The following is a 23,770-nucleotide window of genomic DNA, read 5'->3' on the forward strand; positions in this document are numbered from 1 at the left end:
AAGTTTAATTTAAGAACAATAGATGACCGACTTTGAAATAGTTTCTTGAAACCATTTAAGTTTAAAATAATTTTCAAGGTCGGTCTTTCTTAAAAATATTATTATTAATAAGTGGCTACTAAGCGACCACATGATAAGGAATATCACATGGCAACAGATAACAATAATATGACGACCAATAATAAGGTGTTAGATAAAGGCGGACCAGTACGAGAAGGTGAGGCGCTTGATGCACAAGCAGTTAGTGACTGGTTGCGTGCTCAGGGTGTGGATATCACAGGCGAGCCTACCGTTACGCAGTTCTCAGGCGGTGCTTCAAATTGGACATATCGTCTACAATATGGCGGTGATAAAGGCCAAGATCTCATCTTACGCCGTCCGCCAAAAGGTACCAAAGCCAAGTCTGCCCATGATATGGTACGTGAATATACCGTACAGAATGCGCTGATGGATGCTTATCCTTATGTACCAAAGATGGTAGCTTTGTGCACGGATGAAGATGTAATCGGAGCAGATTTCTACGTCATGGAACGTATGGAAGGTATTATTCCGCGTGCCAATTTACCAAAAAAGATTGAACTTAATCCTACGCAGACGCGTGAGCTATGTACCAATGTGATTGATGCCTTGATTGAGTTGCATCAAGTTGATTATCAACAACATCCTGACTTAGTAGCGCTGGGTCGCGGTGTCGGCTACTGCGAGCGGCAAGTCAGTGGCTGGGATAAGCGTTATGTGAAAGCCAAAACTCTTAACGTGCCAAGTTTTGCGCTAGTGCGACAATGGCTTGGAAAACATACGCCTGCCGACAGCACTACTTGTGTTATTCATAATGATTGGCGTTTTGACAATGTTATCTTAGATGCCGCTGATCCTACCAAAGTTATTGGCGTGTTAGATTGGGAGATGGCTACTTTAGGCGATCCATTGATGGACTTGGGTAGCGCATTGGCTTATTGGATTGAAGAAGATGATAATATCATTATGCAACAGTCACGCCGTCAGCCGACGCATTTAGAAGGCATGATGACACGTGATGAAGTGGTTAAATATTATCTTGAGCGTACTGGTCTACAGATAGAAAACTGGACGTTTTATGAGGTATTTGGGTTATTTCGCTTAGCGGGTATCGTGCAGCAAATCTATTATCGCTATTATCATAAGCAGACGCAAAATCCTGCTTTTAAAAACTTCTGGATTATCGTCCATGTCCTGCATGCTAAGTGTCTGAAGCTGATTGCAAAGCATGAAGGCGATGCGCTATTTATGACTCATGTACAGCCACATTTGCAAGATATGGGCATGGATGCTGCTACCATCGAGCAGTTACCAAGCCCTGTACGAAACGTTATTAAAGGTATATTGCCAAAAGGCTATTTTGATCAAAAAGCTAATTCATCTGAAAAATAAAACTTTAGAATATAATAAAAGGTAATAGTGTTATGACAACTATCCTGTTGGCACGCCATGGTCAAGCATCGTTCGGACAAGAAAACTACGATCAGCTCTCAGAGTTGGGTAGTACGCAGGCGCGCTTGCTTGGTCAGCATTATGCGACCACACAGCGCCGTATCGATGCGATATTTACAGGCAGCCTATCACGGCAACAGGATTCTGCACGCTACTTTTGGGAGACCTATCATCTTTCTGTAGCTGCTAGCGATGCTAAACCTGCATTGGATCTGTCGGCTCCTGATAGCTATGTCATCGATGCATTCAATGAGTTTAACCATAAAGATGTCTTTATCAAGTCTGACCCGGCTTTTACTACTCAAGAAGCTGTTGCCCAAGAGCTTGCTAAGTCTGATACACCAAAGGCTCGTTTAGCTGAATTGTTTAATCTTGCAATGCAGCGCTGGCATGCTGGCGATAATGATTCAGACTATCTGGAAAGTTGGCCGCAGTTTAACGTACGTGCACAACAAGCACTTGAGCATGTACGCACGCAAGCTACGCAACTGAGCCATTTAGAGCGTGATAGCACTATACTAGTCTTTACTTCAGGTGGAGTAATCGCTGCTATTACTGCTCATTTATTGCAGCAAGGCAGTCAGACGGCCTATCAATTGAATAGAAGTCTTGTCAATACAGGCGTTACCTCTATTACCTTAAAAGAGCAAGCCCCGCGTTTACTATCTTTAAATGAATATAGTCATTTATTTGCTGATGGTAAGCGCTATGTTACTTGGCGCTAATCGCGTTTTATAATTGGTTTTGAGGACTCTAGTTACTACGGTAAGTATAATAAAGATATAAATAACTGAATAGTTTAGCCAGTTGAGCTATAAACGCGTTATTACTTGTTTTGATACACAACCGGCACCCATCTGCTCAAACATATCTACTATAATAGGTATTTTTTAGAAACACTCTTTTATATTTATATTAATGCACTGATAGATAAGGGACTGCTTATGCAAAATAAATTAATAAGCCTAGTAACGCAGACGGCTAAGCAAGGCAAGGATCAGGCATTAAGTGCCATTCAACCGGCACGCTATTTAAAAAGTTTGACCACATCTCAAGTTGGAAAAGGTAAAACTGTTTTGATTACAGGTGCCAGTTCAGGTCTTGGCGAAGGGATGGCACGGTTATTTGCAAAGCTGGGCTACAATTTAGCTATTTGTGCTCGTCGTACCGATCGTTTGGATCAACTTAGAGCTGAGTTGACAGAGCTGTATCCTGAGATAAGAGTGGCTTATCGTGTCCTAGACGTCACTGACTATGACGCAATATTTAAAGTGTTTGATGCTTTCGCTGAAGATTTTGGTCACATAGATCGGGTAGTGGTCAATGCTGGAGTAGGTGAGAGTCGCCGTATTGGTAAAGGTCGTTTTGAGACCAATCGCCGTACCGCTGAGATCAACTTTGTCTCTGCATTGGCACAGTGTGAAGCTGCGATGAAAATCTTTCGCGCGCAGAATAATGGTCACTTAGTAGTGATATCTAGTATGTCGGCGATGCGCGGTTTACCTAAGCATATGACTACTTATGGGGCGAGTAAAGCAGGTTTGGCATATTTAGCTGAAGGTATTCGTGCTGATATGCTACTGACTAAATTGCCTATTAAAGTCTCTACTATTTATCCAGGCTATATTCGTACTGAGATTAATACCAATGCCAAACCGCTACCTTTTGAAGTCGATGCAGATACTGGTACTAAAGCTATCGTGGCTGCCATTGAATCTGGTGTTGCACAAGCATGTGTACCAAGCCTACCATGGTCAATCGTAGGGCAGGCGATGAAGCATTTGCCACTTAATGTAGTCAATAAAATAAGCTAGTCGGTTAACTGTTAAATAACACTTATTTAGACAGTAAAAAACCCTCTGCATTATCGTGTAGAGGGTTTTTTTATAGCAATTTTTTATAAAATTTGATCTTCATCAAGCTTTGTAATTTTTAGCCTGAGTTTTAAAAATATGCAGCAATGCATTGCATTGTACGCATAGCTTAGATTGGCTTAGGCATTGTCTGATACATGCTTTTCACGTAATTTCTGACGTAATACTTTACCAACGTTACTTTTTGGTAGTTCACTAACGAATTCGATATGGCGCGGACATTTATAACCCGTTAAATTATCTAGCGCAAAATCTTTAATCACATCTGCAGTGACATTATTGTCTGCTGGTACGATATAGATCTTGACGGCCTCACCTTGCTGCTCATCAGGAATGCCAATCACGGCACAATCGACAATACCATCACAATCAAGCATGACCGACTCAATCTCATTAGGGAAAACATTGAAGCCTGAGACCAAAATCATATCTTTTTTGCGATCAAGCAAAGTAAAGTAGCCTTTTTCGTCCATACTGACGATATCACCAGTACGAAAATAGCCATCTTTGGTAAAGCTCTCACTATTATCATGATTGAAATAACCAGAGGTCACATTAGGACCTTTGATACACATCTCGCCTGCCTGATGCACACCAACGCGTTTATTTTCATCATCGACTATAATAATATCAACGCCAGGACCTGGAACGCCAATTGTTCCATTAAATTTACGATCTGTCACTACGTTAGCTGTACCTACAGCAACGCCTTCCGTCATGCCCCAACCTTCAATCATTGCGCAACCTGTGGTTTCTAACCAGCGCGCTGCTGTTTGCTCAGTCGCTGCCATACCACCTGCCTGCGTGATACGTAGTGAGCTAAAATCTAGCTGTTTAAAGTTCGACTGATCGAGCAGTCCTTTAAATAAAGTATTGACCGCAGGGAAGATATGGAAGGGCTGCTTTGATAAGGTTTTGATAAACCCTGGCATATCGCGCGGGTTAGGTATCAATATAAAGGTATAGCCCGAACGCATACCTAATAGGCTGAGCATAAAGGCAAAAATATGATAAAGCGGTAGAGCCATAACCATATTGATATACACCTCGTTCATATTTGAGGTGACAGGGCGGTACCACGCTTCTGATTGTAGGGCAGCTGCTATGATATTGCGCTGGGTCAATACTGCTCCTTTTGATAATCCCGTGGTGCCACCGGTATATTGTAAAATGGCTTTTTGTTCTGATGCCATTGTTGGTGCTTGAAATGGTAACGCTTTACCTTTTTTAAGGACATCAGGGAACTTGGTTACTTCATGCTTAGGATCGTTAAGCTTATATTTAGGGACTAAGCGTTTAACCTGACGAATAACAGTATTGACCAACATGCCTTTTAGACCCATCATGTCGCCCATTTTTGATAGGACAATACGATTGATAGCGGTCTCATCCACCACTTGTTCAAGAGCTTGAGCAAAATTATCAACGATAAATATGACTTTAGCGCCTGAATCATTTAATTGATGGCGTAATTCACGTCCAGTATATAAGGGGTTGATAGGGGTACAAACATAGCCTGCGCGCAAAATACCAATCATAATTGGCAAATACTGCGGTACGTTTGGCATCATTAGCGCCACAAGACTGCCTTTAGGTAGACCTTGCGCTTGCAACCATGCAGCGACTGCCAATGATGCTTTATCGATATCGTCATAAGTATGAGTAACGCCCATGCAAATACTCATAGGATGCATACGATAGCGATTAAAACACTCCTCATATAGCTCTATTAAGTTGCCATATTTATCAGGGTCAATCGTTTTGGGTACAGTACTAGGGTAATGATCCAGCCAAGGTTTATTCTCTGTCATTTTGAGCGTCCTTAAAATGTATCGATTGCTATAGGGAGAAGGCTTAGAAGAGAGCAGTTCTATCCCTGTCAATAATACAAATTAGCGCTGATGCGACCAATATGGCGCTGATTGCGATAATATCCTTATTTTTTGACGGGCTGCTAAGATACTTTAGTCGTTATATAACCTGAGCTTAGTTTTCTAAAATTTATTATATAAAAACTGTCATATAAAAATTCATTAAGTAGATTCGACTATTAAGTAAACTTGGTCTCTGAGGAAAAATACAATCGAGTTTTATTATCATTACTAAAATTAGTATTGAAATAATGTAGTTGTATAATTTAACATTAGACTAACATAGCTGTAATTGATGTTTATATTGCGGTAGGAATACTAAACAGTATATAAAAAAAGTAGACAATTATATTTATATATGGTGCAAGATAAAGAAGACCAATGGTCACTGGGGTAGGATGAATTGCTTTCTGCGGTTAAAGAAACGTCTATAAATGAGAAGTGCGCTTATCGTACAGCCAAGTGTACTGCTTACACAGATTAAAAACATGGTCACTATCTGATAGCGTACGGCCTGGGTAGGATCTGCGCCAGCGAGTATCTGACCAGTCATCATACCTGGTAGACTGACGATACCGACGACTAGCATAGAATTAAGAGTGGGAGTCATACCATTGACGATTGCAGCACGTATCTGCTCGTGCACAGCTTCAAACGGATAGGCAGATAAGCTCAACATCATCTCAATACGTCCCTGCTGCTCGTGAAACGATTCGACAAGTTGATTGCTGGTCAAGGAGATAGCAGTCAGAGAATTACCTAGTATCAGACCCAATATTGGAATAACAAATTGCGGTGTATACCATGGCTCTACCCTCAAAATAAGGCCAATGGCGATGATGGTAACCAGTACAGCTGATGTGCCGACTGCAATAAGAGTGTCAGTAAACAAACCTTTATAAGTGCGTTTGACTCTATTTTTAGCAGCTATTCCTGCGATGAGAGTCATGATGGTTAAAATTAATAATACTTCATACCATTGTTCACGCGCAAAAATCCAAGCGAGTATCAGTCCAATAAAGCTGAGCTGGACTACTGTACGAATAGCCGCGATTAAAAGTGTTTTAGTCAGTTTTAGGCGTAGTCGCCATGACACGATTAGCACAATGACAATCAAGCTGCTGGCAAGTGCAATGTCACCGTAAGTCAGTAAGATTTGGATATCATCTGTACGAATCATATGTGCTCGTCATAAAATCAATTAATGGTGAACAGGAGAGAGCGAATAAAGGTTGGAGCAGTCAGGCTTATAGAGAGTAAGTTAGTTATGCTATTAAAATATCTCAGTTAACACGCCTGCTTGCATATGCCAATGCTTATCTGCTAATGGCATAATATCTTGCGTATCATGAGTTATCCATAATAGAGTGCGTTGAGGTTTTGATTGTAACCAGCTGATTAGTAAATGTACAAGCTTCGCTGACGTATCAGCATCTAAAGCCGCCGTAGGCTCATCTAATAGCAGTACTTGTGGATTTAACTGTAATAAGCGCAGGGTATTAACCAATTGTCGCTCACCACCTGATAAATGACTGGCCTCCTGCTGTAAAAAGTCTGCTGTACGCTCTAGATACGCAAGCTGCCCTATATGCCAGTCGATATCAAATTGGTTATGCTGATGCGCTTGTAGTCGGTAAGGCATTTGCAGATTTTCAAGGACGCTACCTTCTAGTAGCTGTGGATGCTGAGCAAGTAGAGCAACTTGCGCGCGCCACTGGGTAGGTGAGGTACCATGAATGCTACGATAGTCATTGCTATTATCCCTACTAGCACCTTTATGTTTGCTACCATTTTGGCATAACCAAACATCGCCTGTGGTGATGGGTGATAGTCCGGCTAGAGCTCTTAATAATACAGATTTACCACTTCCAGAATGGCCGGTTAATACTGTCACTTGTCCTTCTTGTAAGGTGCCACTAACGCCAGTTATCAACTCTCGTTTATGAGTAGATAGAGAGTTGTCCGAGCCTGATTTAAGTTTGCTTTTTATCGCCGTCAGCCATTTTTTAGGCGTTGCAGGCTCACTAGCTACAGCAGCACTTTCTTCACCGCTCGGACTTACCATTGTAGAACGTTTGCTATATACCCAGATATTTTCAAAGGTGAGCAAAGGCTTGTTATTGACAGTCATAGGTAGATATCATTGCTCATTAGCGTGGTGGGTAATAGCTTGCTGAATACTATTTTGAAGATTCTTTGGTACTCTTATTGGCCGTATGGGCGCAGCACTAGCTGGGGTAGTAGAGTTAGTAGTTGGATCTGTTGGTTCTGGTTTTGTCTGATTTTGGACGCAAGCAATGACGATTTTAGCGCTGCTTAATAAAGTTTCTGCAGAGGTACGGTTTTTTTGATCCGCCTCCTCTGCCACACGACGATGAATACTTTGATAGAATACAATACTGGCAGGTTTTAGCTCAACTTTATCAATGCGTACATCAATGATTTCATCTAAGAATATAGCTTTTTTATACTGTAATTGTGCCTGACTCACTACAAAATGCTGAATTTGGCCATCATCAGAATGCATAAAATAGCCATTTAATCCAAGCTTGCTGAACCAGTCGCGGCGGCAGTTTTCAAAAAATACTAAGTGATTGGCATGATAGACTATACCGCCAGCGTCAGTATGGTTGATATATACATGGTAATCAGTAGAAAATAGCGGTGTAGCTGTAGAATTTGATGTTTCTGTAGTCATAATTTGGCTCATATAGTTTGGCTGATAGAATTGTTCAATAAAAGTGCTTCAATACTTACTAATGCATACAATATAAAAATTATTAGGATCAAAGTATTAAATTGGTGTTTATGTCATAACGACCAATAAAGTAAGATTTTCCACTGTAGCCTAAGATTTGAGATCACGCAACAGATGAGACAGCTTAGGTCTGTTATCATAGCTATTTATTACCGCATTATATGCAGAAATTTATCAAAAATAATTAAACTCGAATCAATATAGGATATCGCATGACCCGTTTTGTTAGTTTTAATATCAATGGTATTCGCGCTCGTCAACATCAGCTTGAGGCGGTGCGAGAAGTAATCGACCCTGATGTGATGGGGTTGCAAGAAACTAAGGTTCATGATGACCAGTTTCCCCTTGAAAATGTAGAGAGCCTTGGTTATCACATTGAGTATTTTGGGCAAAAAGGACATTACGGGGTGGCATTATTATCTAAGGTTGCGCCTATATTTGTACAAAAAGGTTTTCCTGGAGAAGATGAGGAAGCGCAAAAACGCTTTATCCACGCACGCTACGAATTGCAAGGACGCGAGATTGATGTGCTTAATGGTTATTTTCCGCAAGGTGAGAGCCAAGATCATCCGACTAAATTTCCAATGAAGCGCGCCTACTATGCTGATTTGATAGCTTATATTGATACGCTAAAGGCAGAAGGGCGCTCGCTTATTATCATGGGCGATATGAACATTGCGCCAGAAGATATAGACATTGGCATCGGTGAGGCTAATGCTAAACGCTGGCTCAAAAATAGAAAAACTTCATTTTTACCAGAAGAACGTGAATGGTATACAGAGCTGATGTCACGTGAGCTGACTGATACCTATCGTCTACACTATCCTGAAAGCACTGAGTTATATAGCTGGTTTGATTACCGTAGTCGCGGTTTCAACGATGACCCCAAGCGTGGCTTACGTATTGATCATATTCTATGTACCCCTGACTTAACTAGCCAGTGTGTCGATGCAGGTATCAGCTATGAGTTACGTGCAATGGAAAAACCTTCAGACCATGCACCCATCTGGTCAGCGTTTGATTTAGGTCAAGACTAGTGCGTGCGCAAAAGTAATACTGATAAATGCATCTCTAATAAATAACTCTAAAAATTAATTAATAAGGATTGAGCTATGGCTGTCGGAAACGTTGCAGTACCCAATACTATTTATCCCATTGACGGTATCAAATTAAGTGCTACCGCAGCGGGCGTGCGTTATAAAGATCGCGATGATTTAGTGGTAATCAAAATTATTGAGACTGCAACCAGCGCAGTTGTGACTACTAAAAACACATTTTGCGCTGCACCCGTACGTGTATTGCGCGAGCACTTTGCCAAGACCAGTCCGCGCTATTTAGTGACCAATACAGGTAATGCTAATGCGGGTACAGGTGCTGATGGCAAACGTCGCGCAGAAGAGATTTGTGCTGCCTTAGCTAGTAAAGCTGGCGTAGATACCAATACGGTATTGCCGTTTTCTACTGGCGTGATAGGCGAGCCGTTAAATAGTGAAGCGGTCATTGCAGGGCTAGATAAGGCTTTAGCCAATTTAGGTGCTGATAACTGGTTGGCAGCAGCTAACGGAATTCGAACGACTGATACTATCCCTAAGCTGGCTAGCCAAAAAGTAGATGTTGCAGATACTAGCTATCATATCACTGGTATCTCAAAAGGTTCAGGCATGATTCGTCCTAATATGGCGACGATGTTAGGTTATGTCGCAACCGATGCCAATATCACTGCTGACCTATTGCAAGAAATGCTGATTGCTATTAATGAGCAGTCTTTTAACCGCATTACCGTCGATGGTGACACCTCGACCAATGATTGCTGCGTATTGATAGCAACAGGCGCTGCCAGCTCACAGGTAATCGACAGCCCTGAACATCCGCATTATCAGTCTTTATTTAGCGCTCTAACTGAAGTGTTTGTACGTTTGGCACAATTAATTGTGCGTGATGGTGAGGGTGCAACGAAATTTATGACTGTAAAAGTTACTGGTGGAAAAACGACTCAGGAATGCTGCGATGTGGCTTATGCAGTCGCGCATTCACCATTGGTAAAAACAGCATTCTTTGCGAGCGACGCTAACTGGGGGCGTATCTTAGCGGCAGTTGGTTATGCAGGTATTGAGGATTTAGACACAGAGCAAGTCGATGTATATCTAGATGAAGTTATGATTTGTCAAAACGGTGGTGTAGCGCCTAGCTATACGGAAGAAGCGGGCAAGACAGTCATGAGTCGCCCTGAAATTACCATTCATATTGACTTAGCACGTGGCGATGCTAGCGATACTGTCTATACTTGTGATTTATCCTACGATTACGTCAAAATTAATGCTGACTATCGTAGCTAGTTTGAGTCTTTCACTAAAGTATGTTTCGTTATCAAATACCAGTCATAAGAAAATACCACAATCAGCAGTTAGTACGATTAGTTAACATCAGTTGCAAATACTGACGTTACGTTACAAAGCAGTTATAGAGGCAGAGCTTACTCACGACCTATACTAATTGCAGTACAACAATAAGCAGTACTGCCTATGTTTGGCTATCTAATTTAGCTTTTACTTAGCAGTACTCATTATTAATGCATTTATCTTGAGATGATATATCGTACCTCCTTATTTATATTAATAACAAATAAGAGGTGGATATTGAATTGATAAGGTAGTAACGATTTAACTATAATTAATTGGGGATATAATAATGAAAAAGTTAGCAATTGCAGCATTTGCAGCCACTTTTGCATTGGCAGGTTGTTCTACGATGGGTTTAGATGACGAGCGTACCATGGTTGTAGAAGGCCAAGCGGTAAATGTCAAAGTAGTTAATATTCCAAGCTTCAAAGTAGAAATCGCACCACGTAAAGCGCTTTGTGAGCGTATGGATACTACTGGTAATACAGTCGAAACTCAGTGCCTACAATATCGTCAGAGCTATCAGAAGAACTACAACACGTTAAACGGTAACATCCAAGGTTTTACGTATGAGCCAAACTATCGTTATATGCTAGATGTACGTCAAGAAGCGCTTGCTGATACCGCGTCTGGTGTGGTTAAGCCTGTTTGGATCTTGAATGAAGTAATTTCAAAAACTGCTGAATAATCATTTCTGATTGCAGTTATTGAATGGTTAGTAAGATTTCATAGAAAAAGCCTCTAATTCGTTAGAGGCTTTTTTTGTGGCGTTTATCGAGCTTCGATTATAAGCTTCGATGCTAAAATTTTATTTTAACACTGGCTATAGTTAACACTGACGCCGTGGGTGGCAGTAGGTATACGATTGTCGGCATAAACAGCTAGGCCGCCGCGCGCTGTTTCTTTGTATTTATCCGACATATCAGCACCAGTTTGTTTCATCGTTTCGATAGCTTTATCTAGTGAGACAAAGTGCTGACCGTTACCACGGCAGGCAAGACGAGCAGCATTAATAGCTTTTACTGCGCCCATCGCATTGCGCTCGATACAAGGTACTTGCACTAGACCGCCAACAGGGTCGCAAGTAAGACCTAAATTATGCTCAATCCCAATCTCAGCGGCATTAAGACATTTGGCAGGGTCACCGCCCATAATCTCTGCCAATGCAGAAGCGGCCATTGCACAAGCAGAGCCAACTTCGCCTTGACAGCCAACTTCAGCACCAGATATTGAAGCGTTTTGTTTGATTAAACTACCAATTGCGGTAGAGTTTAATAGAAATTTGCGAGCACCTTCTTGACTGTAGCTCGCCAAAAAGTCGCGATAATAGCACATGACGGCAGGAATGATGCCAGCAGCGCCGTTGGTTGGAGCCGTTACGACATTACCGCCATTGGCGTTTTCTTCATTAACTGCTAGGGCATATAAATCAACCCAATCCATTGCTGCAAGCTTATCGTTTTTTGTACTCGGCTGATCTTTTTCTGCACACAGCTGTAAGTGCAGCGCTTGAGCACGGCGTTTAACATCTAAGCCGCCTGGTAATATACCGCTGTTTTGACAACCTTGCTTAACGCATTCTTGCATCACTTCCCAGATAGAATCTAGATAGGCAAAAATTTCTTCTTTATCACGATAATGGCATTCGTTTGCTAATACTAGCTCACTAACACTTAAGTCATGTTGACGACATTGCTCAAGAAGCTCTGCTGCCGTATTAAAAGGGTAAGGGACTATATCAATCGTTGGTGTACCATGATCCTCATCTGGATTATGAGCATCATCGTCATTAATAACGAAGCCACCGCCGACTGAGTAATAAGTTTGCTGGTAATGAGTATCGTCTGCCAATATGGCACGAATCGTTAGCGCATTAGGATGGTAGGGTAGGACAGTATCATCGTACCAGTAGATATCACGCTCTGTGTCAAAGGCAATGACGTGCGAACCTGCAACATTCAGCTCTTTATCTGAAAAAATCGGCGTAAGATATTGGCTGGTCAATCGCGTATCAATAGTACTTGGGGTGTGTCCAAGTAAGCCTAAGAGAATGGCTGTATCGGTAGCATGACCTTTACCTGTCGCAGCGAGTGAACCATATAGTTCAATCTCTAATCTCTTGATATCAGTCAACTCAGATTGCTTACTCAAAGAAGCCAAAAACAAGTTAGCTGCTATCATAGGACCTACGGTATGTGAGCTTGAAGGGCCAATACCAATTTTAAATAAATCAAATACACTAATCATAATAAGTTACCAAAACAGTAAAAGTGAGTGAGCATGGTTTTTCATTTTAAAAACCTAACCTTTTAAAAACATTGCATTCTAAATAGCTTTATAACATAAACGCATTTGCAGCCTAATTCATAGTGCTAGCATAATAGATATGACAGGCAACAATAGATGTAGGGTACTGCTTAATAAGTTTGGAGCATCGTCTATGAAAATTTTTAAACGCAGTAGTACGGATGACGGGAGAATAATAGCTTTTGTTTATTATTAAATTCCGTTATGATGCTCGGCATCGACGCTTATGTAACATCCTGTAAATGGTTGCAGCTATCATAAATATCAAGAGGCGAGCAACCGATGCGGTAGATTTAGTAGAACATATCTGGACTCAGACATCTAGCAAAATATGACAAATTTGTATAAACAAATTCCCTTTATCAATTATTTTGATGATGAGAGTTGAGCTGAATAATTATCGCTAGATGAATTGGGTAGTATGGTGCGATATACTGGATAGGATGGTGTTTGCGTCATTAATTCTTTATTCATCCTTTTTAGCTATTATTCTCGGCCACATAGGACACGCGCGCATGGCAACCCCCTCAGAAGACCCCTCTAAATCAAAGCACTCCTCTCAATCAAACAATAGCTCGCAAGAACAGAATCCTTTAACGGCGCTAGAAGCAGCTGGTATAACTCCCCCTACTATGAAACTAACAGATAATCCAGACTTTGATAATGGGCGTTGGTTCCCTACATGGCGACCTTACCGTGGCGATCTTGACCACAATCCTGTCGGTATTAACGAGTATCTACCACCTTCTAAGAGTATCTTGCTTGGTATTCAACATACCTTTGCTATGTTTGGCGCGACCGTCCTTGCGCCGCTATTAATGGGTTTTGATCCCAACCTAGCTATTTTGATGTCAGGTATCTGTACGGTGATGTTCTTTATGATTACCGGTGGGCGCATGCCTAGTTACCTAGGCTCAAGCTTTGCTTTTATTGGTCCAGTAATTGCTGTCACTGCTTATGCAGGCGTAGGCTTCAATAGCAATTTAGATGTCGCTTTGGGCGGCATTATGGCCTGTGGTATTATCTATGCGCTAATAGGTTTATTGGTGATGAAGACTGGTACGGGATGGATTGAGCGCCTGATGCCACCTATCGTCACTGGCGCGATTGTAATGATTATCGGTCTTAATCTAGCACCAGTTACTATCCAAGGCGTATCGGCCAATCAGTTCGATGCATGGATGGCGGCACTGACTGTGCTACTAATCAGTAGCGTGGCAGTATTCACACGCGGGATGCTGAGACGTTTGTTATTATTGGTTGGTTTGGTATTATCGTATATCGCCTATTTTGTGATGACGAACGTGCTAGGTTTTGGCACGGCGATTGATTTTACTAGTGTGGCTGCTGCTTCATGGTTTGGTTTGCCAAGTATTCATGCACCGCGCTTTGAGATGAGCGCTATTATCTTGATTGCACCTGTAGCATTTATTCTTGTCGCTGAAAACCTTGGACACTTTAAAGCAGTAGAGGGAATGACCAAATCACGCGTTACTCCTTATATGGGTCGCGCGTTTTTTGCTGATGGCGTGGCAACGACATTCTCAGCAGGCTTTGGCGGTACTGGTGTAACGACTTATGCTGAAAACATCGGCGTAATGGCAGTAACCAAGGTTTATAGTACGACTATTTTTGTCATAGCGGGTCTAGTCGCTATTTTACTAGGACTATCACCAAAGTTTGGCGCTATTATTCAGACTATTCCTCCAGCATTATTGGGCGGCGCTTCTATCGTAGTGTTTGGCTTGATTGCTATTGCTGGCGTGAAAATTTGGATAGACAGTCATATTGATTTTAGCAAAAACAGCAATCTAATTATTGCTGCGGTCACTGTGATTATGGGTACAGGTAACTTTAGCCTGCACCTAGGTGGTTTTGATTTGGGTGGTATTGGTACGGCAACTTTGACGGCTATCGTGCTTAATGCATTGTTTAACAGCCAAAAAGATTAAGACGTAGCTCATTATTACTTAGCTATTCTTACACTTAGGTGTCTTTACATTACCTAGCAGCCTTTACTTATATTTACGTTTATAAAATCTTGAGAAAAAACGATAACGACGCAGCGCGCGTGGCTTAGGTTTGACTGAACCTAAGTAAATGGCGAACATAGTCAGTAGCGCGCCGCTCCATTGTAAAGTGTTAATAGGTTTGTCCAGCCAGCTATAATCAATAATCAAAGCGGCAACCGGTTCAGTTAATAGCAGCAACCCGGTCAGTGCTAATGACAGTTTAGGAATAGAGTAGGCAATCAGTCCCCATGCCACGCATTGCATCACCGCGCCGTAGACCAACACCCAACCAAGCTCTGACCACGTGTTAGGCATTATATTGCCCATATCAAAAACAAACATTGGCACTATCATAGCGAACACTCCACCAATGCTAATCAATTGCATTAATACAAATATGGGCGTTGGTTCTGTGTCGTGAGTCTTACGAATAAAGGTCATGGACGCCGCTAGCATGGCACCTGATACAATCCCAGCAATAAAGCCCCAAGTAGCGTCACTATTGTGGGCAAACTCAGGGCTACCAATCATTGCCACTCCCAGCATCGCTAGGCACAGACTCAGCAATTGCAAGATTGACTGGCGCTCGCTAAAGTATAAAAAACCAATTGCAGCTAAAAAGAAAATCTGCAAACTATTAAGTAAGGTTGAAATACCGGGGCCAACAGCATAAATACTCTCATGCCAAAGCGCTAAGTCTAATCCTAAAAATACTCCCGATAATAAGCCGTAAAAGATTGCACGCCTTGAACGTGGCATCCGCTGACCAGTCAATTTAGCCAATACCGCAAATATGACACCTGAAATAGCAAGACGCCAAAACGCCATTGCCCAACCGCCAATATCGACATGGGCTACGATTAGGCTTCCTAAGCCAAAAATAATACAACCAATCGTTAAGCCGATGGATGCACAACGTGAAGAGGCAACAGCCATAAGTTGTCCTTATACCGCGATTATGGGTTCAGATAGGCAAATAAAAGTAACGCTCAGGCTATCGTGACTGTAGCGAAGAATTCTAAATTTACAGATTAAAAGAACAAGATTAAAACATTGAGCTTATAGTGGTGTTATGAACTAGGTATATATTTAACAACGGACTAAAAAGCGGTTTTAGGATGTACAATTGTAAACGGTTTAGGCAGTGAGATAAATACCATAAGCACTGATTAAAAATAACGACAATGCTTAGCTGTGAATGTTCAGCACGCCTTAATACATGACAGAATTTTGACAGTGTATCTATATCGCAGTTACATCCTTACAGGACTAGTGTTGGTTAAAACGGTCCCATTTGCTAATGTAATAGCTTGTAATCACAACTATTAATCGCTTATTATCCTATTGTCTTTCGCACTTCTATTTTTTGCACGTTTTATTGTCATTACTCGCCTTTGATATTAATTGTCATCGGCATTAATACTTTCAGCTTAGGTTTGAATATGTCTCAAAGATCTATACAGAAATGGCCAATAGCAGGGCAAATATTATCAAAACGCCAGTCTCTGCCGCTATTAGTATCTACTTTATCACTATTACAAGCGCCACGACTATACTTGATGGCTGGTGTATTGTTAAGTACGATATTTGTTATGCCGACAGCCGAAGCAGCCAGTTGTAAAACACCCAAAAGCTACTATAAAAACGTTGCTTGTACAGCTGCTAGTGGTTATTTCTTGGCGGTAACAGATTTTGGAGCACCGGTTGCATTAATCGATAATAAAGGCAAAAGGGTCGTTGATCTATCACGCTATCAAAAGGTCGATGCTGATAAGTTGTCAAGCGGTCTATTGCCTGTACTACGCCACGGCCGTGTCGGTTACATTAATATGCAAGGTCGTGAGGTCATTCCTACTATTTATGATATGTTCAAGGGTAATGGCGGCTGGGCGCGTCCAGTATCTGAAGGACGTATCGTTGTAAAAAGGAATGGCGACTATGGCGTGATCGGTACAGGCAATCAGACGATTGTACCATTTACATCTACGATCACTGACATTGATGATTATCGAGGCGGGGTAGCACGCATACGTAGAAACCAGTCAACGAGCTGGCTGGACAAAAACGGCAAAACTACTAGTGACCCTAATGCGAAAAATGAAAATAATGAGGCTATGTCTGCTTCAAATAACGCATCACCAAATAATGCAGCGTCGAATAATGATCCAATGTCTGCTGCTCAAATAAAGTCACCAAGATCTACGCCTTTTACAACCTTGCAACCGGATCAGCAAGATGGACGCTGGGGGTTTGTTGATGATAAGAATGTCACTATGATTACTTATTCATTTGACGAAGTACGCCCGTTTTCTGAAGGTTTAGCTGGCGTGCGTGTAAATAATAAATGGGGCTTTGTGAATTTAGGTGGTGAGTTGGTTATCCCATTTCGATTTGATAATGATGGCCTGATTACGGATAGTGTTGATAGTACTAAAAACAAGAGTAGTATTGAGACCGAAACTGATAATGAAAACCTAAATGTTAGTGAAAGCGAAGATAGTATCAGAAGCACAATTAATACTGAAAGCGAGTCTGCATTCATATTTAAAGACAATAAAGCTTGGGTAGGTAATCTTCAAGATGGCAGTAAAATTTGTATTGATAAAGAAGGTAGCAACGTTAGCTGTGGATAAATCTGTATCAATCAAATATTAGCTGATGTTAGGGAGTATTTAATACTCTCAAATCTTACAAAGCAAAAAAGAGTTTAAAATGCATAACTAGTTTATGCATCTTAAACTCTTTTTTTTATTTATCTGTATTTCTAAAAACAGCTCTTTGAAGTCTATTTAACCTAGTAAATGGTTACGAATCAAATCAACGAGATAGGGCTGATAGTACGCTGGAATATCATGTGCCATACCTTCGATTAAATGAAACTTAGCATTGGGAATGGTTTTGGCCACTACGCGACCTTGCGAAGCGGGCAGTAAGCCATCAGCGCTACCATGAATGACTATAGTCGGAGCTTTAACTTGCTTACTAAAGCGGCTAATAGAGCCTGATGCCAAGATAGCATTCAGTTGTTGCACAGTGCCCAACGGATGGAAATTACGCTGATAGCGAATCTTGGCAATTTCACGTACCGTGCGCACATTAACATGTCCTGGCGTTCCTACCGTCTTCATAAACCAAACGCTATGACGCACGATATCACGTTCTGAGTGACTCTCAGGACGATTAATCAAGGTATATAACTGCTTAGGCTTAGGAGGTTTTAAGAAGGCGCGGTTGGTTGTCGTAAACATCAGTGCCAAACCCTGCACCAAACTTGGATAACGCGCTGCAACAATCTGTGCAATCATGCCACCCATTGAGGCGCCAAGTAAATGCGTGCTACCGAGATTCAAGGCTTTAATCAGACGTGCGGTATCCTCGGCCATATCGGTCAAATTATAGGCAACCTGTTGGCTCTTATTGGACAGGCCAGTTTGCAGACGCAGCATCATTTTAAGTTGGCTAACACGCGGTAGACCTTCAATCTGAACTTTAGAAGACAGACCAATATCACGATTATCAAAACGAATCACAAAAAACCCAGCATCGATCAGACGTTTAATAAAATCGTCCGGCCAAAACACCATCTGTGAGCCAAGGCCCATAATCATAAGTAGCGGCGGATTCTCAGGATTACCGCCAGCTTCGACGCATAGGTTGATGCCATCACCGATATCTAGCATTGCTTGATAAAGATGATCACTGAGATCTGATACTCGCCAATTATGCTTGCCAAGTTTTTCCCAAACAGGTGTAGGATAGCTAGATGTTGCATTACTAGTTACGTTACTAGATGCTATATCAACAGGTGCTAAAAGGTTGCCAGAAATCTCGGGCAAACCTGTCACCTCAGATTCGCCTATAGCTTGTGTGCCTGTAGGCTCATGCTGGCTGGGATGTTTTGGGTCATTAGAGTAATTTGAATTCGTCATGAGATATCCTAGTTAGAGTTCAGTGAACCTAGACTTCCATCATCTCAAAATCCAACTTACCAACGCCGCATTCAGGGCATGTCCAGTCATCAGGAATATCGTCCCATTTGGTACCAGGCGCAATACCTTCTTCAGGGCAGCCAAGCTCCTCATCATAGATCCAGCCACACACAATACATTCATAACGTTTCATACATAATCCTATCAATTGTTACTAATTTTATAGCTTGTTAGCAGCCCGCAAAAACGCACGTAGTTTATCATATAACGACACTTTACGTAGTTAAGTTTACACTTGTATATTGAGATAAGTAAGCATTTATCAAGTTATAGATTGCTTTTTATTGCATTTAATTGACTGTCCTCTATCGAGTTTAACCGTCAGAATAAGCCTGACTATGCTATGATAGCCGCCGCTAACTGCTGAATTTCACGCATTATTTATTGCCGTTATATCATTTTAAATGAAGGGTTATTATGAGCGCTATCGCCGCCACTACACCAGCTAACATCCAATCTGAGCAGTTTAACGTGCTTAATACTGACCATCCATTTTGGCAAATTATACGTACTGTACCTGACTTCCCAAAAGTTGGCATTGATTTTTATGATATTACACCGTTACTGCGCAGTCATATCAATGAGGTCATTGATGCGTTGCTAGCAGCGTTGCCTGAAGGACTGATGGACGAGGTGGATTGTTTAGGTGCTGTCGAGGCACGCGGTTTTGTATTTGCAAGCTTGCTTGCTGGTCGCTTGGGTAAAGGCATGATATTGCTACGCAAGCCAGGTAAACTACCACCACCAGTTGCAAATAAAGCATATGCGCTAGAGTATGGTAAAGATACCCTAGAGATGCAAAATAACTTGCCACCTGAGCGCGTACTATTAGTTGATGATATCTTGGCAACTGGTGGTACGCTAACGACCGCTTATGAATTGTGTAAGTCAGCTGAGCATACGGTAGTAGGCGCGTTAGTATTACTCGATTTGGTTGATTTGCATGGTGAGTTTCCAGTGCCTGTTTATACAGTTTTAAGGGCTTAAATATAGCTCTTAAAATACGCAAAAAGCGCTCCAACTTAATTGTCAGGGCGCTTTTTTTAAATGATACAACAAGATAGATTTTTAATTCAAACAGTATTAAATTATGGTGCTATTTTTTATTTAATAACTAACTTTAGCGCATTGCCGTTAGGGTTTGAGCTAACTCATCACGTGCACCGATAAAACCATCAATGCCTTTTGGCAGTAAGTTCTGAGTGACTTTATCTTGTTGATAAGCATTACTAAACTCTTCATGGGTTAGGCTTACCTTTTTCATCGCATCCAAATCCATTGACATGCTAGGCGATAGCTGGCGAGTAACAGTGACGTCCATTGCGGCGAGCTCATCAATAAGGTTTGGTGCAATAGTTAATAAATCACAACCTGCTAGCGCGATTATCTGCTCAACCGAGCGAAAGCTTGCACCCATGACTTGAGTATCATAGCCGTGCTGTTTAAAATATTGATAAATGAGCTTCACTGACTGTACGCCCATATCATCAGAGACAGGTACATTTTGGCGACTTTGCTGGCGTTTTTGCCAATCTAAAATGCGGCCAACAAAAGGTGAAATTAGCGTCACGCCTGCATCAGCACAAGCGACGGCTTGGTGTTGGCCAAATAACAAAGTCAGGTTGCAATGAATACCTTGCGTTTCAAGGTAGCGCGCTGCCTCAATCCCTTGCCATGTGGCAGCCATTTTAATCAATACACGCTCAGAATCGACGCCTGCTTTTTGGTAAGCTTCTATAAACTCTAGCGCTTTATCAATGGTCGCTTGCGTGTCATAAGATAAACGCGCATCGACTTCTGTAGATACGCGACCTTCAATCAATTCTAAAATATCACAACCAATTTTAATGGTAAGTGCGTCAATGACTGCATCTACGTTACCATCATGCCGACTCATTGTCTCTGAGAGCATCGCTTGGTTGTCAGGATTAATAAGTGCTTTAGTTATGAGGCTTGGATTGGTGGTCGCATCGATCGGTTTTAGTCGCGCAATGGCGGTAAGGTCGCCTGTATCTGCGACAATAGTGGTCATGGTACTAAGTTGTTGTAATGCGCTCATCATACATCCTTATGGAAACGGTTAACGGTGGCTATTCTCATAATAGCGATACGGCCAATATCTAGTATGAAACTGTAGCATAGTTTGCTGCGTAATTTCGAATGATAGTGAGTTTTAGGCTATTGTATTGAACAGATGTGCTCAAAAATTACAGGCGGGGTTACTCATTATAAGAATTTTGCGCCATTTAGCTCATTTACGCATGGGCACTTTGCATGGTTTTTGCTATAGTAGAGGCGGTCATCTGATTACCTATCAAATATACTCATAGTTAACTTGTAAAAGGTCTGCTATAAAGGCTAAGTTATACAAACCGAATTATAAAAACTGAGCTATAAATATAAATAAGTTATCGTTAATCGTATATGGCGATAAGGTCAGATGAAAGGTAGAGAAAAAGATAGGGAAGAGATACCTCAAATATATTAGTAAAATGCTAAATTCGTTAGCATTTGAGATATTAGTGATACATAACAGTTATAAAAAGGATGGGCGGTAATGAGTGAGCAGTCATCAGATCAAAACATGGACAATCTAAACCCAACTGCCGCAGGCGCTAACGATACCTCGACTGATCAAGAGTTTTTAAACCATCTGCGCCAAAGTATCGACGCGGTAGACTCTGAAATTCATACGCTGATTAATGATCGTGCCAAGCTGGCTCAGCAAGTGGCAACTGTTAAAAAAGAGCATGTGGCAAAGAGTGGTGTTGCCGCTGATCGCAACCCTATCTTTTATCGTCCTGAACGTGAAGCACAAGTATTAAAAGCCGTCATGGAGCGTAATACTGGCCCAATCGCTGACGAAAAGATGGCGCGTTTGTTCCGTGAAATTATGTCAGTTTGCTTAGATTTAGAAGCGCCACAGCGCATTGCTTTCTTAGGTCCAGTTGGTACTTTCACTCATGCTGCTGCTCTAAAGCACTTTGGTAAAGCTGCTGATACGGTACCAATGACGACTATTACTGATGTGTTCCGTGAAGTTGAAGCAGGTACCGCTATGTATGGCGTGGTACCCGTTGAAAACTCCTCAGAAGGTGTGGTCAACCATACCTTAGATGGTTTTTTGTCTTCAACGTTAAAGATAATTGGTGAAGTTGAGCTGCCCATTCATCAAAACTTCTTAGTCGCTGAACACACCAAAGTTGAGAGCCTAAGTCGTATTTACTCGCATCAGCAGTCGCTAGCGCAATGCCGACATTGGCTCGATGTAAATTTCCCTAATGTTGAACGCGTTGCAGTATCGAGCAATGGCGAAGCTGCTCGTCGTCTCAAAAACGAATGGCATTCAGCTGCCATCGCGGGTGATGTAGCCGCTGCCGAGTATGATTTACATAAGCTTTACTCAAATATTGAAGACAACCCTAGCAATACCACACGCTTCTTAATTATTGGTCATGAGGCAATTGCCCCATCAGGACAAGATAAAACCTCTATTGTGGTCTCAGCTTATGATAAAGCTGGTGCATTGATCGAAATACTTAAGCCGTTGTCTTATCATGGTGTATCAATGACCAGTATCGAGACCCGACCTGAACGTCCTAACAAATGGGCCTATGTCTTCTTTATTGATATGGATGGTCATATCCAAGATCCAAATGTTAGCGCTGCTATTGCTGATATCCGTCCGTTGGTGAAGGATGTGCGTGTACTAGGCTCATATCCGAAAGCAGTGCTATAGTTTCTCCACTATAAAAGAGTTACAGCGTTAAACTCGCTTGAAATGTTACATGTACATTTGCAATTGGTCGCCTTGTAACTCTTTTAAATTGAAGAAACTATATAAGCTAGGTTAGGTAAACCACTCTTTGTTATTAGTTCATCATTGGTATTAATACGTAATAGATGAGTCACAACATCTAAGGATAGATCATGCAGTCTACTAAATCGACAGTGTTAGAATTATCACCCTTGACTCCGGCTTATGACAGTATCTTAGAGCTGGCACCGTATCAAACTGGTAAGCCAGTTGAAGAGTTGACTCGCGAATATGGCGTTTCTGATGTGGTAAAGCTGGCTAGCAATGAAAACCCAATAGGATGCTCGCCACAAGTTACGCTAGCTATTACCGAACAGCTAGGAAAGCTGGCACGTTACCCAGACGGAAATGGTCATTATTTAAAGCAAGCGCTTTCTGACTTCACTGATGTAAATATAGAGTGTATTACTTTAGGCAACGGCTCTAATGACTTGCTTGATATTTTGGCACGCAGCTTTGTCAGTGCTGATGATGCGGTAGTGTATAGTCAGTATGGATTTATCATCTATCCGATGGTGACAAAAATGCAAGGGGCGACAGGTATAGAAGTACCTGCGCATCGCTTTGGCCATGATTTGGATGCCATGCGTCAAGCAGTAGAAGATAATCCTAATACCAAGATGGTTTTTATCGCCAATCCCAATAACCCAACAGGCACTCTGCTTCAGCATAGAGAACTGCATAAGTTTGTTGCAAGCGTCCCAAGTTCGGTGTTGGTAGTATTGGATGAGGCCTATATCGAATATAGCCCTGAAAGCAATAACCGTGCGCTGTTAGATGAGTTTGACAATGTGGTTATTGTGCGTACTTTTTCTAAAGCTTATGGGTTAGCAGGTTTGCGCGTTGGTTACGCACTCAGCTCAGCCGCCGTGGCTAATTTGCTCAATCGTATCCGTCAACCGTTTAATGTCAGCCGCGTTGGCTTAGCGGCTGCTGTAACGGCTCTTTGCGATCAAGGTTTTATTGAAGAGACGATTAAAACCAATCAAGAGCAAATGCTTTGGTTAGAAAAGCAATTTGACGCGTTGGGACTGGCATTTATTAAATCGCATGCCAACTTTATTATGATTGAGATTGAGGATGCTGCTGATATCTATCAAGCATTACTTGAGCAAGGTGTCATCGTACGCCCACTTGCTGGTTATGGTCTCAATGACTGGTTACGTATTACTGTAGGCATCGCAGAAGACAATCTACGCCTCATTGATACTTTACGCTCCATCTTAACCAATGACTAGGTAAATACAGTTTACGTAGTGCGTTTTGAAATTTA

At 41.7% G+C, this 23,770-nt stretch carries 20 protein-coding genes; 11 read left to right on the plus strand and 9 right to left on the minus strand.

Features of this window, described 5'->3' with window-relative positions:
- The first annotated feature begins 147 nt into the window (after positions 1-147).
- The 3 genes from AK823_RS06515 (at position 148) to AK823_RS06525 (ending at position 3,284) form a co-directional block, all read left to right on the plus strand.
- The gene (locus tag AK823_RS06515) at positions 148-1,410 is read left to right on the plus strand and encodes a phosphotransferase family protein (RefSeq protein ID WP_068327477.1); all 1,263 of its coding nucleotides are present in this window, start codon (positions 148-150) and stop codon (positions 1,408-1,410) included.
- 32 nt (positions 1,411-1,442) lie between these two features.
- Positions 1,443-2,195, plus strand: a complete 753-nt coding sequence (locus AK823_RS06520) for a histidine phosphatase family protein (RefSeq protein ID WP_068327480.1) — start codon at positions 1,443-1,445, stop codon at positions 2,193-2,195.
- Between the two features lie 219 nt (positions 2,196-2,414).
- A complete protein-coding gene (locus AK823_RS06525) occupies positions 2,415-3,284 on the plus strand; it encodes an SDR family oxidoreductase (RefSeq protein WP_082785655.1) in 870 nt (289 codons plus the stop codon).
- Positions 3,285-3,463: 179 nt separating this feature from the next.
- Here AK823_RS06525 and AK823_RS06530 read toward each other — a convergent pair whose 3' ends face one another.
- The 4 genes from AK823_RS06530 to AK823_RS06545 form a co-directional block, all read right to left on the minus strand.
- Entirely contained in the window at positions 3,464-5,155 is a 1,692-nt protein-coding gene (locus AK823_RS06530; RefSeq protein WP_068327483.1) for an AMP-binding protein, read from the minus strand.
- A 445-nt stretch (positions 5,156-5,600) separates the two neighbouring features.
- Positions 5,601-6,395: an iron export ABC transporter permease subunit FetB gene (fetB, locus tag AK823_RS06535; protein ID WP_068327486.1), complete on the minus strand. Its 795-nt coding sequence runs from the start codon at positions 6,393-6,395 to the stop codon at positions 5,601-5,603.
- A gap of 93 nt (positions 6,396-6,488) precedes the next feature.
- A complete protein-coding gene (locus tag AK823_RS06540; protein ID WP_068327489.1) occupies positions 6,489-7,346 on the minus strand; it encodes an ATP-binding cassette domain-containing protein in 858 nt (285 codons plus the stop codon).
- Between the two features lie 9 nt (positions 7,347-7,355).
- Positions 7,356-7,913, minus strand: a complete 558-nt coding sequence (locus AK823_RS06545) for a thioesterase family protein (protein ID WP_228138927.1) — start codon at positions 7,911-7,913, stop codon at positions 7,356-7,358.
- A 272-nt stretch (positions 7,914-8,185) separates the two neighbouring features.
- Between AK823_RS06545 and xthA the strand changes: the two genes are divergently transcribed.
- From xthA to AK823_RS06560, 3 genes are all read left to right on the plus strand, one after another.
- On the plus strand, positions 8,186-9,010 hold the full coding sequence (gene xthA / locus AK823_RS06550) for an exodeoxyribonuclease III (RefSeq protein WP_068327495.1): 825 nt from the start codon (positions 8,186-8,188) through the stop codon (positions 9,008-9,010).
- A 75-nt stretch (positions 9,011-9,085) separates the two neighbouring features.
- Positions 9,086-10,309 (plus strand): bifunctional glutamate N-acetyltransferase/amino-acid acetyltransferase ArgJ, encoded by a 1,224-nt coding sequence (gene argJ / locus AK823_RS06555; protein ID WP_068327498.1) that lies wholly within the window; start codon positions 9,086-9,088, stop codon positions 10,307-10,309.
- A gap of 352 nt (positions 10,310-10,661) precedes the next feature.
- Positions 10,662-11,060 carry a DUF4377 domain-containing protein gene (locus tag AK823_RS06560; RefSeq protein ID WP_068035642.1) on the plus strand — a complete coding sequence of 133 codons (399 nt, stop codon included), beginning with the start codon at positions 10,662-10,664 and terminating at the stop codon, positions 11,058-11,060.
- 125 nt (positions 11,061-11,185) lie between these two features.
- Here AK823_RS06560 and AK823_RS06565 read toward each other — a convergent pair whose 3' ends face one another.
- Entirely contained in the window at positions 11,186-12,622 is a 1,437-nt protein-coding gene (locus AK823_RS06565; RefSeq protein ID WP_275477976.1) for an L-serine ammonia-lyase, read from the minus strand.
- A 689-nt stretch (positions 12,623-13,311) separates the two neighbouring features.
- Here AK823_RS06565 and AK823_RS06570 point away from each other — a divergent pair.
- Positions 13,312-14,631, plus strand: coding sequence for a solute carrier family 23 protein (locus tag AK823_RS06570; RefSeq protein ID WP_203226603.1), 1,320 nt, complete (start codon positions 13,312-13,314; stop codon positions 14,629-14,631).
- A 63-nt stretch (positions 14,632-14,694) separates the two neighbouring features.
- Here the strand turns inward: AK823_RS06570 and AK823_RS06575 are convergent, their stop codons facing one another.
- Positions 14,695-15,627 (minus strand): DMT family transporter, encoded by a 933-nt coding sequence (locus AK823_RS06575; protein ID WP_068327505.1) that lies wholly within the window; start codon positions 15,625-15,627, stop codon positions 14,695-14,697.
- A 506-nt stretch (positions 15,628-16,133) separates the two neighbouring features.
- Between AK823_RS06575 and AK823_RS06580 the strand changes: the two genes are divergently transcribed.
- Complete coding sequence (locus tag AK823_RS06580) at positions 16,134-17,324, plus strand: WG repeat-containing protein (RefSeq protein WP_068327507.1); 1,191 nt, start codon at positions 16,134-16,136, stop codon at positions 17,322-17,324.
- A gap of 156 nt (positions 17,325-17,480) precedes the next feature.
- On the opposite strand, the gene AK823_RS06585 is transcribed toward AK823_RS06580, so the two are convergent.
- The gene (locus AK823_RS06585; RefSeq protein WP_227514147.1) at positions 17,481-18,371 is read right to left on the minus strand and encodes an alpha/beta hydrolase; all 891 of its coding nucleotides are present in this window, start codon (positions 18,369-18,371) and stop codon (positions 17,481-17,483) included.
- Positions 18,372-18,648: 277 nt separating this feature from the next.
- Complete coding sequence (locus AK823_RS06590; RefSeq protein WP_058368698.1) at positions 18,649-18,813, minus strand: rubredoxin; 165 nt, start codon at positions 18,811-18,813, stop codon at positions 18,649-18,651.
- Positions 18,814-19,097: 284 nt separating this feature from the next.
- Between AK823_RS06590 and AK823_RS06595 the strand changes: the two genes are divergently transcribed.
- The gene (locus AK823_RS06595) at positions 19,098-19,667 is read left to right on the plus strand and encodes an adenine phosphoribosyltransferase (RefSeq protein WP_068327510.1); all 570 of its coding nucleotides are present in this window, start codon (positions 19,098-19,100) and stop codon (positions 19,665-19,667) included.
- Between the two features lie 133 nt (positions 19,668-19,800).
- Here the strand turns inward: AK823_RS06595 and AK823_RS06600 are convergent, their stop codons facing one another.
- Complete coding sequence (locus AK823_RS06600; protein ID WP_068035654.1) at positions 19,801-20,739, minus strand: transaldolase; 939 nt, start codon at positions 20,737-20,739, stop codon at positions 19,801-19,803.
- A 498-nt stretch (positions 20,740-21,237) separates the two neighbouring features.
- Here AK823_RS06600 and pheA point away from each other — a divergent pair, with 498 nt between their 5' ends.
- Complete coding sequence (pheA, locus tag AK823_RS06605; protein ID WP_068327513.1) at positions 21,238-22,419, plus strand: prephenate dehydratase; 1,182 nt, start codon at positions 21,238-21,240, stop codon at positions 22,417-22,419.
- A 191-nt stretch (positions 22,420-22,610) separates the two neighbouring features.
- Positions 22,611-23,735, plus strand: a complete 1,125-nt coding sequence (gene hisC, locus AK823_RS06610; protein WP_068035659.1) for a histidinol-phosphate transaminase — start codon at positions 22,611-22,613, stop codon at positions 23,733-23,735.
- The last annotated feature ends 35 nt before the right edge of the window (positions 23,736-23,770 follow it).

The organism is Psychrobacter sp. P2G3 (genome assembly GCF_001593285.1).
GTDB lineage: Bacteria > Pseudomonadota > Gammaproteobacteria > Pseudomonadales > Moraxellaceae > Psychrobacter.

Bases quoted from the DNA above. Each gene is read 5' to 3' on its own strand.
- AK823_RS06575 (WP_068327505.1), bottom strand. From the start codon at position 15,627: ATGGCTGTTGCCTCTTCACGTTGTGCATCCATCGGCTTAACGATTGGT.
- AK823_RS06560 (WP_068035642.1), top strand. From the start codon at position 10,662: ATGAAAAAGTTAGCAATTGCAGCATTTGCAGCCACTTTTGCATTGGCA.
- AK823_RS06525 (WP_082785655.1), top strand. From the start codon at position 2,415: ATGCAAAATAAATTAATAAGCCTAGTAACGCAGACGGCTAAGCAAGGC.
- xthA (WP_068327495.1), top strand. From the start codon at position 8,186: ATGACCCGTTTTGTTAGTTTTAATATCAATGGTATTCGCGCTCGTCAA.
- AK823_RS06515 (WP_068327477.1), top strand. From the start codon at position 148: ATGGCAACAGATAACAATAATATGACGACCAATAATAAGGTGTTAGAT.
- AK823_RS06580 (WP_068327507.1), top strand. From the start codon at position 16,134: ATGTCTCAAAGATCTATACAGAAATGGCCAATAGCAGGGCAAATATTA.
- AK823_RS06590 (WP_058368698.1), bottom strand. From the start codon at position 18,813: ATGAAACGTTATGAATGTATTGTGTGTGGCTGGATCTATGATGAGGAG.
- AK823_RS06530 (WP_068327483.1), bottom strand. From the start codon at position 5,155: ATGACAGAGAATAAACCTTGGCTGGATCATTACCCTAGTACTGTACCC.
- AK823_RS06585 (WP_227514147.1), bottom strand. From the start codon at position 18,371: ATGCTAGATATCGGTGATGGCATCAACCTATGCGTCGAAGCTGGCGGT.
- fetB (WP_068327486.1), bottom strand. From the start codon at position 6,395: ATGATTCGTACAGATGATATCCAAATCTTACTGACTTACGGTGACATT.
- pheA (WP_068327513.1), top strand. From the start codon at position 21,238: ATGAGTGAGCAGTCATCAGATCAAAACATGGACAATCTAAACCCAACT.
- AK823_RS06600 (WP_068035654.1), bottom strand. From the start codon at position 20,739: ATGAGCGCATTACAACAACTTAGTACCATGACCACTATTGTCGCAGAT.
- hisC (WP_068035659.1), top strand. From the start codon at position 22,611: ATGCAGTCTACTAAATCGACAGTGTTAGAATTATCACCCTTGACTCCG.
- AK823_RS06570 (WP_203226603.1), top strand. From the start codon at position 13,312: ATGAAACTAACAGATAATCCAGACTTTGATAATGGGCGTTGGTTCCCT.
- argJ (WP_068327498.1), top strand. From the start codon at position 9,086: ATGGCTGTCGGAAACGTTGCAGTACCCAATACTATTTATCCCATTGAC.
- AK823_RS06540 (WP_068327489.1), bottom strand. From the start codon at position 7,346: ATGACTGTCAATAACAAGCCTTTGCTCACCTTTGAAAATATCTGGGTA.
- AK823_RS06520 (WP_068327480.1), top strand. From the start codon at position 1,443: ATGACAACTATCCTGTTGGCACGCCATGGTCAAGCATCGTTCGGACAA.
- AK823_RS06595 (WP_068327510.1), top strand. From the start codon at position 19,098: ATGAGCGCTATCGCCGCCACTACACCAGCTAACATCCAATCTGAGCAG.
- AK823_RS06545 (WP_228138927.1), bottom strand. From the start codon at position 7,913: ATGACTACAGAAACATCAAATTCTACAGCTACACCGCTATTTTCTACT.